Below are 14163 nucleotides of genomic sequence, written 5' to 3'. Positions count from 1 at the left end.
ATGGGTTGGTATATCGCGCGCCGGGCCGCCGGCATGGTGCCCATCTTCCTGGGCGCCACCCTGCTGATCTACGCGATGGTGTTCCTGCTGCCGGGCGATCCGCTGGCGGCGATGGCCGGCGACCGTCCGCTGACGGCGGCGGTGGCCGCGCAGTTGCGGGCCCGCTACCACCTGGACGATCCGTTCCTGGTGCAGTACCTGCGCTATCTGGGTGGAGTTCTGCATGGCGACCTGGGCCGGGCGTATTCCGGTCTGCCGGTCAGAGACGTTCTGGCACAAGCCTTTCCGGTGACGTTACGCATGTCGCTGATCGCGCTGGCGGTGGAGGCGGTGCTGGGCATCGGATTCGGGGTGATCGCCGGGCTGCGTGCGGGCGGCCTATTCGATGCGACGGTGTTGATCACCGGTCTGCTCATCATCGCGATCCCGATATTCGTGCTCGGTTTCCTGGCGCAGTTCGTATTCGGCATCCGGCTGGGCATCGCGCCGGTCACCGTGGGTGAGCGGGCGAGCTTCGCGCGGCTGTTGCTGCCCGGCGCGGTGTTGGGTGCTATCTCGTTCGCCTACGTGGTGCGGTTGACCCGATCGGCGGTGGCCGCCAACTCGCACGCCGACTACGTCCGCACCGCCACCGCGAAGGGCCTGTCCCGCCCGCGGGTTGTCTGCGTGCACATTCTGCGTAACTCGTTGATCCCGGTGGTGACGTTCCTCGGCGCCGATCTCGGCGCGCTGATGGGCGGAGCCATTGTGACCGAGGGCATCTTCAACATCCACGGCGTCGGCGGCGTGCTGTACCAGGCCGTCACCCGGCAGGAGGCGCCGACGGTGGTCTCGATCGTGACGGTGCTCGTGATGATCTATCTGATCGCCAACCTGATGGTCGACCTGCTCTATGCCGCCCTGGACCCGCGGATCCGATATGGCTGAACACTCCGGCTTCTGGGGCGAGGCCTGGCGCAAGCTGCACCGGCGCCCGAAGTTCGTCATCGCCGCCGCGCTGATCCTCCTCGTCGTTGTCGTGGCGCTGTTCCCGGCGTTGTTCACCGGGGCCGATCCGAGCTATGCCGACCCCGGCCAGAGCATGCTGAGCCCGTCGGCGGCGCACTGGTTCGGCACCGACCTGCAGGGGCACGACATCTACGCACGCACCATTTACGGCGCACGGGCCTCGGTGACCGTCGGGTTGGGCGCCACCTTGGCGGTGTTCCTCGTCGGCGGCACGCTGGGAGCGCTGGCCGGCTTCTACGGTGGGTGGCTTGATGCGCTCGTCTCGCGCGTCACCGATGTGTTCTTCGGAATCCCGCTGCTGTTGGCCGTCATCGTGCTCATGCAGGTTACCCGCCACCGCACCGTGTGGACGGTGATCGCCGTCCTGGCCCTGTTCGGCTGGCCGCAGATCGCCAGGATTGCGCGCGGCGCAGTGCTCGAGGTGCGAGCCAGCGACTATGTACTTGCCGCTAAAGCATTGGGCCTGAGCCGCTTTCAGATCCTGCTGCGGCACGCGTTGCCCAACGCCCTGGGGCCGGTGATAGCGATCGCCACCATCGCGCTGGGCGCGTTCATCGTCACCGAGGCCACGCTGTCCTACCTCGGGGTGGGGTTGCCGCCCACGGTGGTGTCCTGGGGTGGCGACATCAACCTCGCGCAGACGCGGTTGCGAGCCGGCTCGCCGATCTTGTTCTACCCCGCCGGCGCGCTGGCGATCACAGTGCTGGCCTTCATGATGATGGGCGACGCGTTGCGCGACGCCCTGGATCCGGCATCCCGGGCGCGGCGGGCATGAACGCACCGCCGCCCCTGCTCTCGGTCGAAGGGCTCGAGGTCACCTTCGGCGACCAGGCCCCCGCGGTTCGCGGTGTGGAGCTGAGCGTCCGGCGCGGTCAGACGGTCGCCATCGTCGGCGAGTCGGGATCCGGGAAATCCACCACGGCCGCCGCCATCCTCGGCCTGTTACCGCCCGGCGGCCGAATCACCGCCGGGCGCATCATCTTTGACGGGCTCGATCTCGCCTCGGCGGGCCGGAAGGCCGATCGACGCGTACTGCGGTCGATCCGGGGGCGCCGCATCGGGTACGTGCCACAGGACCCGATGACCAACCTCAACCCGGTCTGGAAGGTCGGCTTTCAAGTCCGCGAAGCGCTGCGCGCCAACACCGCCGGCCGCTCGGCGCGTCGACGGGCGGTGGAACTGCTCGCCGAGGCGGGGATGCCCGATCCAGCCAAGCAGGCCGGGAAGTACCCGCACCAGCTGTCCGGCGGCATGTGTCAACGCGCGCTGATCGCGATCGGGCTGGCCGGGTGTCCGCAGTTGCTGATCGCCGACGAGCCGACCTCGGCGTTGGACGTGACCGTGCAGCGCCAGGTGCTCGACCACCTGCAGCGGCTCACCGAGGAGAGGGGGATCGCGCTGCTGCTGATCACCCACGATTTGGCGCTGGCCGCCGAACGCGCCGAGTCCGTGGTGGTTGTGCATCGCGGGGCGGTGGTGGAAGCGGGTGCGGCGCAGTCGATCCTGCGGGAGCCGCAGCACGAATACACCCGCAAGCTGGTGGCGGCCGCCCCGTCGCTGGCCGCGCCGCGGACTCGCGGACCCGCGGCCGCCCGGGACGATATCCTCGTCGCCACCCAGCTGACCAAGGTCTACTCCGAGCCAGGTGCCACGCCGTGGCGGCGTACGGAGTTTCGCGCCGTCGACGCCGTGTCGTTCCGGCTGCACCGGGCCAGCACTTTGGCGATCGTGGGGGAGTCGGGCTCGGGTAAATCGACGGTCGCGCGCATGGTGCTCGGCCTGCTCCGACCCTCTTCGGGCACAGTGCTTTTCGACGGCACCCAGGATGTCGCGGCAATGGACGCCGATCAGGCGATGGCGTTTCGGCGCCGGGTGCAGCCGGTCTTCCAGAATCCCTACAGCAGCCTGGACCCGATGTACTCGGTGTTCCGGGCCGTCGAGGAACCGCTGCGGATCCATCGAGTCGGCGATCGCAGGCACCGTGAGCGGGCGGTGCGCGAGCTAGTGGATCAGGTCGCATTGCCGGCGTCGGTGCTGGGCCGGCTGCCCCGCGAGCTGTCGGGCGGTCAACGGCAACGCGTCGCCATCGCACGGGCGCTGGCACTGCGGCCGGAGGTGCTGGTCTGCGACGAGGCGGTGTCGGCGCTCGACGTCCTGGTGCAGGCGCAGATCCTGGACCTGCTGGCCGAGTTGCAGACCGAGCTGGGGCTGACCTACCTGTTCATCAGCCACGACCTGGCGGTGATCCGGCAGATCGCGGACGAGGTTCTGGTGATGCGGGCCGGTCGGGTCGTCGAGCAGGCCGGCACCGAGGACCTGTTCGCCCGGCCCGGGCACGAGTACACCCGCCAGTTGCTGGAGGCCATTCCCGGTGCGCCTGCGCCGCCCCGATAGGAGCGATCGCAAGCGCGGCGGAGTCGGGCGCGGCGGGTCGCGACCGTCGATTAGGTTGGCAACCTGTGACTGGTGACCCCCTGGCTCCGCTGCTCGAGTTGCCCGGTGTCGCCGCGGCAAGCGATGCGGCCCGCGAGGCCCTCGGCCGGGCGCATCGGCACCGGGCGAATCTGCGGGGCTGGCCGGCGTCGGCGGCCGAGGCCGCGTGGCGGGCGGCGCGGGCTTCCTCGGTGCTCGACGGCGGCCCGGCGCGGCTCGAAGACCTGGCGGACCCGGTGAGCGATCCGGTGTTCGGCGGGGCACTGCGGGTTTCCCAGGCGCTGGAGGGCGGCGGAGGTGCCCTGGTCGGCATTTGGCAACGGGCGCCGTTGCAGGCGCTGGCCCGGTTGCACATGCTGGCGGCGGCCGACCAGGTCGGCGACGATCGCCTGGGACGTCCCCGCGCCGATGCGCAGCTGGGGCCGCGGCTGGAGCTGCTCGCCCAACTGGTCACCGGCCGTACGGCCGCACCGGCGCCGGTGGTTGCCGCTGTCGCGCACGGAGAACTGCTGACGCTCAAGCCGTTTGGCAGCGCCGACGGCGTGGTGGCGCGCGGCGTGTCGCGGTTGGTGACGATCGCCGGCGGGCTGGATCCGCACGGGCTGGGGGTTCCCGAGGTGAGCTGGATGCGCAAACCGGCGGACTACCGCGCCGCCGCGGCCGGATTCGCCGATGGCACGCCGAAGGGCCTGGCGGCCTGGCTGGTGCTGTGCTGCCGGGCGATGCAGGAGGGGGCACAGGAGGCCTTGTCGATCGCCGCGGCCCAGTCGAATAATTAGCCGGCACAACAGAATAATTAGCCGGCGCAACAAGTAAGAGCGGCGGCTGAAACGTGTAGAGCGGGCGGCGTCCCGAATTTCTTCGGTCCGCCGCCCGCTAGCACGGAACTCGGTTACCAAGCGTGCAACTGTGGGCTGCGTGGGTTGGCCTCGGCGATCTTGCGACCTTCCGGCTGCAGCTCCACCCAAAGAGCCGTCGACACCATTTGATCTTCGCAATTACGCAGGCCCGCAACACCTCTGCCATCTTCGCGGCTGTGACTCCGCGTGGGTGCCGGGTACCGTGCTGGGTGCCCGGTTCGGGAGACCGACCCTTCTCTTCCGGATCGACCTAGGCCTAACCGGGCTGCCGTGGTTTCATTTGTACTCCTGGAGCCTTAGCGCAGCAAGGCCCAAATCTGCGAATTTTGCGAACCGGCGTCGCAATCGCGCTTAAGTTGTTTGCTGCCAGCGGGATTGGATCAGAACGTGAACCGGCGCAGCAACGAATAGGTCACCGCGCCCGCCGCCAGCGCGCTGACGCCCACCGCGGCGGTCGTGGCGATCGCGGCGCCCGACGGGGCAGGGATACGGTCCCGCAGCGACACCGGCCGGGAGAAGCTCAGCACCGGCCAGCCGCGGTCGGTCGCCTCCCGTCGCAGGCCCCGGTCCGGGTTGACCACGCTGGGGTGGCCGACCGCCTCGAGCATCGGCAGGTCGGTGATCGAGTCGGAGTAGGCATAACAGTGCTCGAGTGGATAACCCTCGCGCGTTGCCAGTTCGCGGATCGCTTGGACCTTGCCCTCGCCGTAGCAATAGAACGCGACTTCTCCGGTGTACTTTCCTTCCTCGACGACCATGCGGGTCGCCATCGCGTGCGTGGCGCCGAGCGCCCGCGCGATCGGCGCCACGATCTCTTCGCCGGATGCCGAGACCACCACGACGTCGCGGCCGCACAATTTGTGCGCGGCGATGAGATCAGCGGCCTCGGCGAACACCAGCGGCGTCACGATGTCGTGCAGCGTTTCGTTGACGATCGACTTCACCTGGGCGACGTCCCAACCGGTGCACATGTTGGTCATGTGGGTTCGCATCCGGTCCATCTGGTCATGATCGGCACCGGAGAGCAGAAAGATGAATTGGGCATAGCTCGACTTGAGCACGGCGCGCCGATTCAGCAATCCCTCGTTGAAGAACGGTTTGCTGAAGGCAAGGGTGCTGGACTTGGCGATGATCGTCTTGTCCAGGTCGAAAAAGGCCGCGGTGCGGGCATTGGAACCAGCGGCCGGCGAAGCTTGCTGCCGCGCGGCCGAGTCGAAGACGGTCACCGATCTAGCATAGGTCGGCAGGGCGACGAGGCCGGGATGTCGCCCCCAAAACGACCGCTCAGACGGCTGCGGCGGGCGTTATCTACGGTGTTTTTGCGGCTCAAAGTGATTTTTCAATAAAACTGAAACTTGCGTCACCTCCCACTGTCGTGTGTATAGTAAGCATTACTCGGCCTGAGCCGAGGGTGTATCAGCCCGACCCCCCGGGGCTGATACACGACGACCTCCGCCTCCTCCCCCCCTGGCGGGGGTCGTCCCTTTTCTGGGGTCTTTTTCTCCGCAGATTCGCAGGCTTCGCAGCCGTGTTCGCCGCCCTCCGTGCGTTGCGGGAGCCCGGTCGCGGCGCTTCGAATTTTCGCCGGGCCGGCGCCGTTGCGCACACCTGAGCGGCTGTCCACAGATCCGCTTTTGGGACTGGTGTCCCAAGGTCACGGCCCGCACCGTGGGGTGGTGACCAGCAGCACCCGCACCCGCGCGACGGGCGATCCCGGCGTCTTGGCGGTGTTGACCGACCCGCAGCTGCGCGACGAACTGGACCGCGTGGCCGCGGCCGTCGGCCTGCGGGTGGTTCATGCCGGCGCCGGGGCGGTGAGCAGGAAGACGTGGTCCGCAGCCGCGGCGGTGGTGCTCGACTCCGCGGCCGCCGATCGTTGCGCCCGAGCGGGGCTGCCCCGGCGTGCGCATGTCACGGTGCTCACCCTCGCCGAGCCCGCGACGGCGACCTGGACGGCGGCCATCGCGGCGGGCGCGCAGCACGTGCTGCAGTTGCCCCTGCAGGAAGACGGATTGGTGCGGGGGCTCGCCGAAGCGGCGGAATCGGCGGGCGACGACGGACCGCGCGGCCGTGTCGTCGCCGTGATCGGTGGCCGCGGTGGCGCCGGCGCGTCGGTGTTCGCGGTCGCCCTGGCGCTGGGCGCCGCTGATGCGCTGCTGGTCGACCTCGACTCCTGGGGCGGTGGTATCGATTTGCTGGTCGGCAGCGAGTCCGCGCCGGGTCTGCGCTGGCCCGACTTGGCGCTGCAGAGCGGCCGTCTGGTCTGGACCGCCGTGCGCGACGCACTGCCGCGGCACCGGGGGGTCAGCTTCCTGTCCGGCACCCGGCGCGGTTACGAGTTGGCTGCCGGGCCGGTCGACGCCGTCGTCGATGCCGGCCGCCGCGGGGGCGTGACCGTGGTGTGCGACCTGCCCCGCCGCCTGACCGATGCCGCCCAATCCGCAATGGATTGCGCCGACTTGTTGGTCGTGGTCAGCCCGTGCGACGTCCGGGCGTGTGCGGCGGGTGCGGCGATGGCCCCGGTGCTGGCCGCGATCAATCCCAACCTCGGACTGGTCGTCCGCGGACCGTCCCCGGGCGGATTGCGGGCGGCCGAGGTCGCCGACCTCACGGGCCTTCCCCTGCTGGCGTCGATGCGGCCGCAGCCACGACTTGCCGAGCAGCTCGACCGGGGCGGTCTGCGGGTGCGACGGCGCTCGCCGCTCGCCGTGGCGGCCGGCCAGGTGCTGGCCGTGCTGCCCCGCGCGGGGTCCGCGCAGAAGGGCAAGGCGGCGTGAGCGAGTCGTTGATCGAACGGGTGCGCGAGCGGTTGGCCGCCGAGTCCGCACCGCTGGGCTCTTCTCTGCGGCCGAATGTGGTGGCCGCCGCCATTCGGGCGGAGTCCGGCGGGATGCTCGGCGATACCGAGGTCCTCGCGAATCTCCGGGTGCTGCAGACCGAGCTGACCGGGGTCGGCATCCTCGAACCGTTACTGTGCGCGGACGGTACCACCGACGTCCTGGTGACCGCCCCCGACGCGGTCTGGGTTGACGACGGGAACGGGTTGCGGCGCAGCCAGATCCGATTTGCCGACGAGGCGGCGGTGCGGCGGCTGGCGCAGCGGTTGGCGTTGGCAGCCGGCCGGCGCCTCGATGACGCGCAACCCTGGGTGGACGGCCAGCTGACCGGGATCGGCGCCGGCGGGTTCGCCGTGCGGTTGCACGCGGTGCTGCCGCCGGTGGCGGCCGAAGGCACCTGCTTGTCGTTGCGGGTGCTGCGCCCCGCTTCCCAGGATCTCGCGGGCCTCACCGCGGCGGGCGCGATCGCACCCCGGGCCGCCGCCCTGGTGCATGACATCATCGCCGCCCGGCTGGCCTTCCTGGTGTCCGGCGGAACCGGCGCCGGCAAGACGACGTTGTTGGCGGCGATGCTGGGTGCGGTGTCGCCCGGCGAGCGCATCGTGTGCGTCGAGGACGCGGCCGAACTGGCACCACCGCACCCGCATCTGGTCAAGCTGGTCGCCCGGTGCGCGAATGTCGAAGGCGTGGGCGAGGTTCCCGTGCGCCAACTCGTCCGGCAGGCGCTGCGAATGCGGCCCGACCGCATCGTCGTCGGCGAGGTGCGGGGCGCGGAGGTCGTCGATCTGCTGACCGCGCTGAACACCGGCCACGACGGCGGCGCGGGCACGGTGCATGCCAACAGTCCGGGGGAGGTGCCCGCCCGACTGGAGGCGCTCGGTGCCCTCGGGGGTCTGGATCGGGCCGCATTGCACAGTCAACTTGCCGCGGCCGTCCAGGTGCTGCTGCATGTCGGCCGGGGCCGGGAAGGTCGGCGCCGGCTGGCTGAGATCGCGGTGCTGCGCCGAATCGACGGGCACGTGCGGGCCGTCACGGCGTGGCACGTGGACCGGGGGATGACCGACGCTGCGGCTGAGCTGGAACGGCTGCTGCAAGACCGGATGTCCGCATGACCGCAGCGATCGGCGGTGCGTTGGCATTGACGTTGGCGCTCTTGATCTTTCCGGTGTCGCCGCGGCGTCGGCTAGCCGCAGCTGGTCCGCATCGCCGGAGACGAGAGGTCGGCCGGCGAGGGAGCGTCTGGCTGACGGCGGGTGTCGCGCTGGTCGCCGTCGTGCTGCTGTCCTTGCCGACGGCGCTGGCCCTCGTCGCGGTCGTGGCGACCGTCTATTCACGCTACCGTCGCCGTCGCCGGATGCGGCGCGCCGGCGACGAGGGCCGCAGCCTCGAGGCCGCCCTCGACGTGCTGGTCGGGGAGCTTCGCGTGGGCGCGCACCCGGTTCGTGCCCTCGAGGTCGCCGCCGGTGAAACCAATGGCGGCGTGGGGAAGTCGTTGCGCGCCGTGGCGGCCCGCGCCGAACTGGGCGCGGACGTCACGGCCGGGCTGCGGTCGGCCGCACACTCCTCGGCGCTGCCCGCGCATTGGGACCGCCTCGCGGTGTGCTGGCAGCTGGCCAGCGGCCACGGGCTGGCGATCGCCACGCTGATGCGCGCCGCGCAGCGCGATATCGCCGAGCGGCAACGATTCTCGGCGCGCGTGGTATCGGGCATGGCCGGGGCGCGGGCCACCGCGGCCATCCTGGCCGGTCTGCCGGTGCTGGGCGTGCTGCTCGGGCAGCTCATCGGGGCCCGGCCGCTGAGCTTCCTGCTGAGCGGGCAGGCGGGTGGCTGGCTGCTGCTGGGCGGCACGACGCTGGCATGTGCGGGATTGTTGTGGTCGGACCGGATCACCGAGCGGGCAGGAGCCGGAACATGAGCACGGCGGCGGTGCTGCTGGCCGTCGCGTTATGGATCGGGCCCGGGCCCTCGATGGTGCGGGCCCGAGCCCGATTGCCGGCGGAGCAACGCCCGCAGGCACGGTCGGCGCGCGGTGGCGACCCGCTGGCCGTCGCGTCCACCCTCGATGTGCTGGCGGTGTGCCTGACCGCGGGTATGGCGGTGTCGAGCGCTGCGGCCGCGACCGCCGCCGCGGCGCCGCCGCAGCTGGGCCGGGTGCTACGCCGGGCAGCCGATCTGCTGGCGCTCGGCGCCGATCCCCTTACCGCGTGGTCGATTTCGCCCGAGCTGAGCGTCGACGTGCATACCGACGCGCTGCTGCGGCTTGCGCGGCGCTCGGCGTCGTCGGGTGCGACGCTGGCCGCCGGCGTCGCCGAACTGGCCGACCAGTCTCGCCGGGACGCGGCGCACGCGGCCACCGCGGCCGCCGAGCGGGCCGGGGTGCTGATCGCCGGCCCGCTCGGGTTGTGCTTTCTGCCGGCGTTCGTCTGCCTGGGCATTGTGCCGGTGGTGGCCGGGCTGGCCGGCCAAGTCCTGCAGTCGGGTCTGTTGTGAAGTCATTACAAGAGAGAGGACCTAGTGGTGATCAACATGTTTCGCGAATTCGCGATGCGGATGGCGATCCTGGCGACCGACGAGTCGGGCATGTCCACGGTCGAATACGCCATCGGCACCATTGCGGCGGCCGCGTTCGGCGCGATTCTCTACACCGTCGTCACCGGCGACTCCATCGTGTCGGCGTTGACCAACATCATCGGTCGCGCGCTCAACACCAAGGTCTAGCCGACTGTGCCGGGGGGAGCACGGTGGAGGCGGCGCTGGGGATCGCCGCGCTCGTCGTGGTGCTGGTGTTGTGCCTGGCCGGGGTTACGGCGGTGTCGATGCAAGTCCGCTGCGTGGACGCCGCCCGGGAGGCCGCCCGGTTGGCCGCGCGCGGGGACGAACGCGCGGCGGTCGACGCCGCGCGCCGGGTGGCGCCGAGCGGGGCGCGGGTGCAGGTGCACCGCGACGGGGATTTCCTGGTCGCGACCGTCGTGGCGCGCTCAAACCTGCTGCCCACCTTGGACATTAGCGCTCGCGCGGTCTCGGCGGCGGAGCCACCGGGGTGACCGCGGCTCGGCGACTGTCGTCGCGGCCGCGATGGTCGCCGTGTTGCTGTGGGTCACCGGCGCCGGCGCTTACGTCGGGTCGGCGGTGGTGGCCCGGCATCGGGCCCAGGCGGCCGCCGACCTTGCCGCGCTGGCCGCCGCGGCGCGCCTGCCCGCCGGTGCCGCAGCGGCCTGCGCTCGTGCGAGCGCGGTGACGCGGGAGATGCATGTCGACGGTATGCAATGCCGGGTGGACGATCTCGATGTCTTGGATATCATTGTCACCGCCGAGGTGAACGTGATGATCGTCGGCACGGCACGCGCCGCCGCGCGGGCGGGCCCGGTCGATACGGCCTAGTCCGCGTTGTCCGGCAAGCCCGCGGCGGCGAGTTCCTCGTCGCTGGGCAGGCGCAGCGACACCAGCCCGGCGTACGTGTCCGGTTCGAGTTCCACCCGATTGACCGTGACGTGCACCGGGACCCAGTCGACGTCGTGGCCGCGCATCCGCAGGATGCGGCTGGTCGGCCCCCTATCGAACTCGTCGGTCATCGACGACAGCAGGCGCTCGTCCTCGGGATGAACCTTGGGCCGGTCGGCGTGCGCGCCGCGCCAGTCGTAGAAGGTGCAGGGCTCGTCAAGCCATTTCAGCAGCGTCCAGTTCTTCAGGTCCACGAGCGCCCGATGCACGCCGGCCTCGCGGAGCCCGTGCAGAATTCGCTGTGCCAGGTCGTCGGTGGAGACCACCGGGCCCTTGGCCTCCGCCCGCCAGTTCATCGCCCGCGCGACCAGGTGATCGCGCCCCTGCGGCCCGGGCTCCAGCGCGCTGCGGCCCACAAAACCGATGCGAATGGGATTTCCTTGCCAATCGGTGAGATCCCAAGTGCTGCAAAGGGTCAGACCCGGCTCGGCGCGCACGGCCATGGCCAGCACCTTGGTCTCGTTCGGATTCAGCTCGCGGTTGGGCAGGTCTTCGGCGAAGGCCCTGCCGAAGGTGACCTCGACTTCGGGGTTCTTGCCGCTGTTGAGCAGGGACTCCCGGGTGTCGGTGGCCACGCCCAGCGTCAGATCCCACTTCAGCGGGCCCGGCGTCGGCCGCTCGGGCGGCTCCTCGTGAGGTGGGCCGGTCCACACGTGCACGCCGTGCAGGCGCCCGTCGGACATCATCACCGGCTCGGTGCGGATGACGCGGTCGTGCTTGGGCGTGATGCTGGTCAGGCTCTGGCCGGTCTGCACCGACTCGGCGATCGCTGTCCGGACCGCGGCGAGATGGGGGCTGCGGCGCAGGAATGTGGTGATGGGCACCAAGTTCTTGAGTTGTCGCCCCTGCGCGACCACCGCGGGCTCACTCCCCAGTGTCTCCACGAGCAACCAGTCGTGGGCCATGCGATCGATTTTAGGGCGGCGCGCGGCATGGTTGATCGCGGGCCGCGCCGCCGATGCGTTTGCCAAGGCCGTCGCGGCCTTGGTAGCTTTGCTGCGCCTGCCTAGTCGGGGTTTGCGAACGGGCCCGTGTTGTCCGGCCGTTCGCCTGCGTGATGCGACTCCTTTGCTGGGATTTCTTCAGCGAGGCAGATCCGTGGAGGTCGACCGTCGAGGGGTCGGTCGCCGTCCGCCGGATTGCCCCGGCGCCGGCTACGGCAGTTCCTCGAGGACCAGTCGAAGCACCCGCACGGCACCCGCCTTGTCCAGAGGGTCGTTGCCGTTGCCACACTTCGGCGACTGCACACACGACGGGCAGCCCCGGGGACACTCGCAGGCCTCGATGGCCGCGGCCGTCGCGCTCAGCCAGGTGCGAGCCTTGTTGAATCCGCGCTCGGCGAACCCGGCGCCGCCCGGATAGCCGTCGTAGACAAAGACACTCGGCAGGCCGTGCGGATCGGGGCCGATCGCGGTGGACATGCCGCCGATGTCGCCGCGGTCGCAGCTGGCCACCAGCGGCAGCAGTCCGATGGCCGCGTGCTCGGCGGCGTGCAACGAACCCGGAATCTGTTCTAGGTCAATCCCGTTGTCCTGCAACGCCTCCGGTGTGATCGTGTACATGACCGCCATCGTGGACAGGCTGTGTGCAGGCATCTGCAGCTCGATGAAGTCGATCACCTCGCCGGAGAGCAGCCGGCGCAGGTATCCCACCACCTGGTGGGTGACCGTCACCGGCACCAGGCCCAGGGTCACCGGCCCGTATGTCACACGCTCGCCCGTCCCGGTCAGTGCGATGTCGGTGATCTCGCGGGCGAACGTCGCATACCCGGGATCCTCGGCGTGCACGAACGCGATCTGCTCCTCGAGATCCAGCGAGTCGACGACGTAGGTGTCGCCCTGGTGCAGATACACCGCCCCCGGGTGCACCGATGCGGGGGCCTGTCCCAGTCCGGTGCTGCCCAGCAGCCGCCCGGTGTCGTCCTCCACGATGACGATCTGACTGCCCAGCGAGCCCCGGATGTCCACCGCGCCATGCGGTTCCAGTCCGGGGGCGGGGAAGTACCTGTCGCCACGCCGGCGCAGCAGCCCGTCGTCGACCAGGCCGTCGGCCACCTCTGTCGCGTTCAGCGCCCGGACCTCGGTGATATCGAGCGGTAATTCGGTCGCAGCACAAAGCAATTGAGGGCCAAGGAGATACGGATTGCCGGGGTCGATGACGACGCGCTCGACCGGCTTGTCCAGCAACGCCGCCGGGTTGTGCACCAGGTAGGTGTCCAGGGGGTCGTCGCGGGCGATCAGCACGACCAGCGCGCCCTGACCCCGCCGGCCCGACCGGCCGGCCTGCTGCCAGAACGACGCGACGGTGCCGGGAAAACCGGCCAGCACCACCGCATCCAGCCCGGCGATGTCGACACCGAGCTCCAGTGCGTTGGTGGTGGCCAGACCGCGCAGCCGGCCCTCGGCCAGGTCGCGTTCCAGCGCGCTGCGGTCCTCGGCGAGATAACCGGCTCGGTACGACGCCACCTTCGACGACAGCTCCGGGGCGATGTCGTCCAGGCGCGCTTGGGCTCCCAGCGCCGTCAACTCGGCGGCGCGCCGGGAACGGACGAACGTCAGCGTCTGGGCGCCCTCGGCGATCAGGTCCGCCATCACCCGGGCAGCCTCCGCTCCGGCGGAGCGGCGCACCGGGGCACCGTTCTCGCCGGTGAGGTCGGCCCGCAGCGCGGGCTCCCACAGCGCCACGGTGCGCGCACCCTGCGGTGAACCGTCGTCGACGACCTCTTCGACCGGGAGCCCGATGAGTTCGGACGCCGTCGTGCCCGGCGAGTCCGTCGTAGCGCTGGCGAAGATCACCGTCGGAGTGGCCGAATAGCGTGCGCACAGCCGCAGCAGGCGGCGCAGCACCATCGCCACGTTGGAGCCGAAAACGCCTCGGTAGTAATGACATTCGTCGACGACGAGGAACCGCAGCCCGCGCAGCAACGCGGCCCACCGGGCGTGATTGCGCAATATCGACAAGTGGATCATGTCGGGATTGGAGAACAACCACCGGGAGCGCTCCCGGGCGAAGCGGCGAATCTCGGTGGGAGAGTCGCCGTCGTAGGCGGTGGGTGTCACGGCGAAACCCGGGGCGGCAAGCCGCGGGATGGCCGCCGTCAACGCGTGTGCGGCCCGCAACTGGTCGTGGCCGAGCGCTTTCGTCGGCGACAGGTAGAGCACCCGCGCGCGGGGATCGGTCGCGAGCGCGTTGAGGACGGGGAGTTGGTAGGCAAGGGATTTACCCGACGCGGTGCCGGTGCTCACCACCACGTGACGCCCGGCGTGGGCGAGTTCCGCGGCCCGCGCCTGATGTGACCACGGGTCACTGATGCCGCGTTCGGCAAAGGCGCGAACGACCTCGGGATCGACCCAGTGCGGCCACCGGTGCGGCCTGCCGGTGCGGGCGGGCAGCTCGGCGACGTGGCGCAGCGGGCGCTCGTCCGAGGCGGTACCGGCGAGCGCGACGGCCAGCAGGTCGCTGCCGAAACTGCCCACGTCACACCCTCCAAGAATCCGCCGAGCATCGAAGTCTGTCGCCGACGC

Annotated in this window: 13 protein-coding genes and 1 pseudogene; 11 read left to right on the top strand and 3 right to left on the bottom strand. The window is 70.4% G+C overall.

Annotation, left to right across the window (positions count from 1 at the left end; genetic code table 11):
* The 4 genes from MSG_RS23070 to MSG_RS23055 all read left to right on the top strand — a co-directional run bounded on the left by MSG_RS23070 (position 1) and on the right by MSG_RS23055 (position 4220).
* Positions 1-927, top strand: a complete 927-nt coding sequence (locus MSG_RS23070) for an ABC transporter permease (RefSeq protein ID WP_096443338.1) — start codon at positions 1-3, stop codon at positions 925-927.
* Positions 920-1783, top strand: a complete 864-nt coding sequence (locus MSG_RS23065) for an ABC transporter permease (RefSeq protein WP_096443336.1) — start codon at positions 920-922, stop codon at positions 1781-1783. The genes MSG_RS23070 and MSG_RS23065 overlap by 8 nt, the downstream gene beginning before the upstream one ends.
* Complete coding sequence (locus MSG_RS23060) at positions 1780-3402, top strand: dipeptide ABC transporter ATP-binding protein (protein WP_096443334.1); 1623 nt, start codon at positions 1780-1782, stop codon at positions 3400-3402. Before MSG_RS23065 ends, MSG_RS23060 begins: the two co-directional genes overlap by 4 nt.
* 65 nt (positions 3403-3467) lie before the next feature.
* Positions 3468-4220, top strand: a complete 753-nt coding sequence (locus MSG_RS23055) for an oxidoreductase (RefSeq protein WP_096443332.1) — start codon at positions 3468-3470, stop codon at positions 4218-4220.
* A gap of 461 nt (positions 4221-4681) precedes the next feature.
* Here the strand turns inward: MSG_RS23055 and MSG_RS23045 are convergent, their stop codons facing one another.
* Positions 4682-5527: an HAD-IB family hydrolase gene (locus MSG_RS23045; protein ID WP_096443330.1), complete on the bottom strand. Its 846-nt coding sequence runs from the start codon at positions 5525-5527 to the stop codon at positions 4682-4684.
* A gap of 501 nt (positions 5528-6028) precedes the next feature.
* On the opposite strand from MSG_RS23045, the gene ssd reads away from it, so the two are divergent.
* The 7 genes and pseudogenes from ssd to MSG_RS23010 all read left to right on the top strand — a co-directional run bounded on the left by ssd (position 6029) and on the right by MSG_RS23010 (position 10519).
* Entirely contained in the window at positions 6029-7078 is a 1050-nt protein-coding gene (gene ssd / locus MSG_RS23040; protein WP_096444748.1) for a septum site-determining protein Ssd, read from the top strand.
* Positions 7075-8250 (top strand): TadA family conjugal transfer-associated ATPase, encoded by a 1176-nt coding sequence (locus tag MSG_RS23035; protein ID WP_096443328.1) that lies wholly within the window; start codon positions 7075-7077, stop codon positions 8248-8250. Before ssd ends, MSG_RS23035 begins: the two co-directional genes overlap by 4 nt.
* Positions 8247-9053, top strand: coding sequence for a type II secretion system F family protein (locus MSG_RS23030; RefSeq protein ID WP_096443326.1), 807 nt, complete (start codon positions 8247-8249; stop codon positions 9051-9053). Before MSG_RS23035 ends, MSG_RS23030 begins: the two co-directional genes overlap by 4 nt.
* The gene (locus MSG_RS23025) at positions 9050-9628 is read left to right on the top strand and encodes a type II secretion system F family protein (RefSeq protein ID WP_181159180.1); all 579 of its coding nucleotides are present in this window, start codon (positions 9050-9052) and stop codon (positions 9626-9628) included. The genes MSG_RS23030 and MSG_RS23025 overlap by 4 nt, the downstream gene beginning before the upstream one ends.
* Before the next feature lie 36 nt (positions 9629-9664).
* Positions 9665-9856, top strand: coding sequence for a DUF4244 domain-containing protein (locus tag MSG_RS23020; RefSeq protein ID WP_096444746.1), 192 nt, complete (start codon positions 9665-9667; stop codon positions 9854-9856).
* A gap of 23 nt (positions 9857-9879) precedes the next feature.
* Positions 9880-10241, top strand: a pseudogene (locus MSG_RS23015) (TadE family type IV pilus minor pilin); the annotation flags it as partial.
* A complete protein-coding gene (locus MSG_RS23010) occupies positions 10214-10519 on the top strand; it encodes an Rv3654c family TadE-like protein (RefSeq protein ID WP_096443323.1) in 306 nt (101 codons plus the stop codon). The pseudogene MSG_RS23015 and the gene MSG_RS23010, both read left to right, overlap by 28 nt.
* Here MSG_RS23010 and MSG_RS23005 read toward each other — a convergent pair.
* Together MSG_RS23005 and MSG_RS23000 are read right to left on the bottom strand one after the other, a co-directional pair.
* Positions 10516-11544, bottom strand: a complete 1029-nt coding sequence (locus MSG_RS23005) for a PAS domain-containing protein (protein ID WP_096443322.1) — start codon at positions 11542-11544, stop codon at positions 10516-10518. The genes MSG_RS23010 and MSG_RS23005 overlap by 4 nt on opposite strands.
* 249 nt (positions 11545-11793) lie before the next feature.
* Positions 11794-14115 (bottom strand): DEAD/DEAH box helicase, encoded by a 2322-nt coding sequence (locus MSG_RS23000; RefSeq protein ID WP_096443320.1) that lies wholly within the window; start codon positions 14113-14115, stop codon positions 11794-11796.
* Between the last annotated feature and the right edge of the window lie 48 nt (positions 14116-14163).

The organism is Mycobacterium shigaense (assembly GCF_002356315.1).
Lineage (GTDB): Bacteria > Actinomycetota > Actinomycetes > Mycobacteriales > Mycobacteriaceae > Mycobacterium > Mycobacterium shigaense.
The sequence above is the reverse complement of the archived record's forward strand: the minus strand, read 5'-3'. Positions and strand labels throughout refer to the sequence as shown.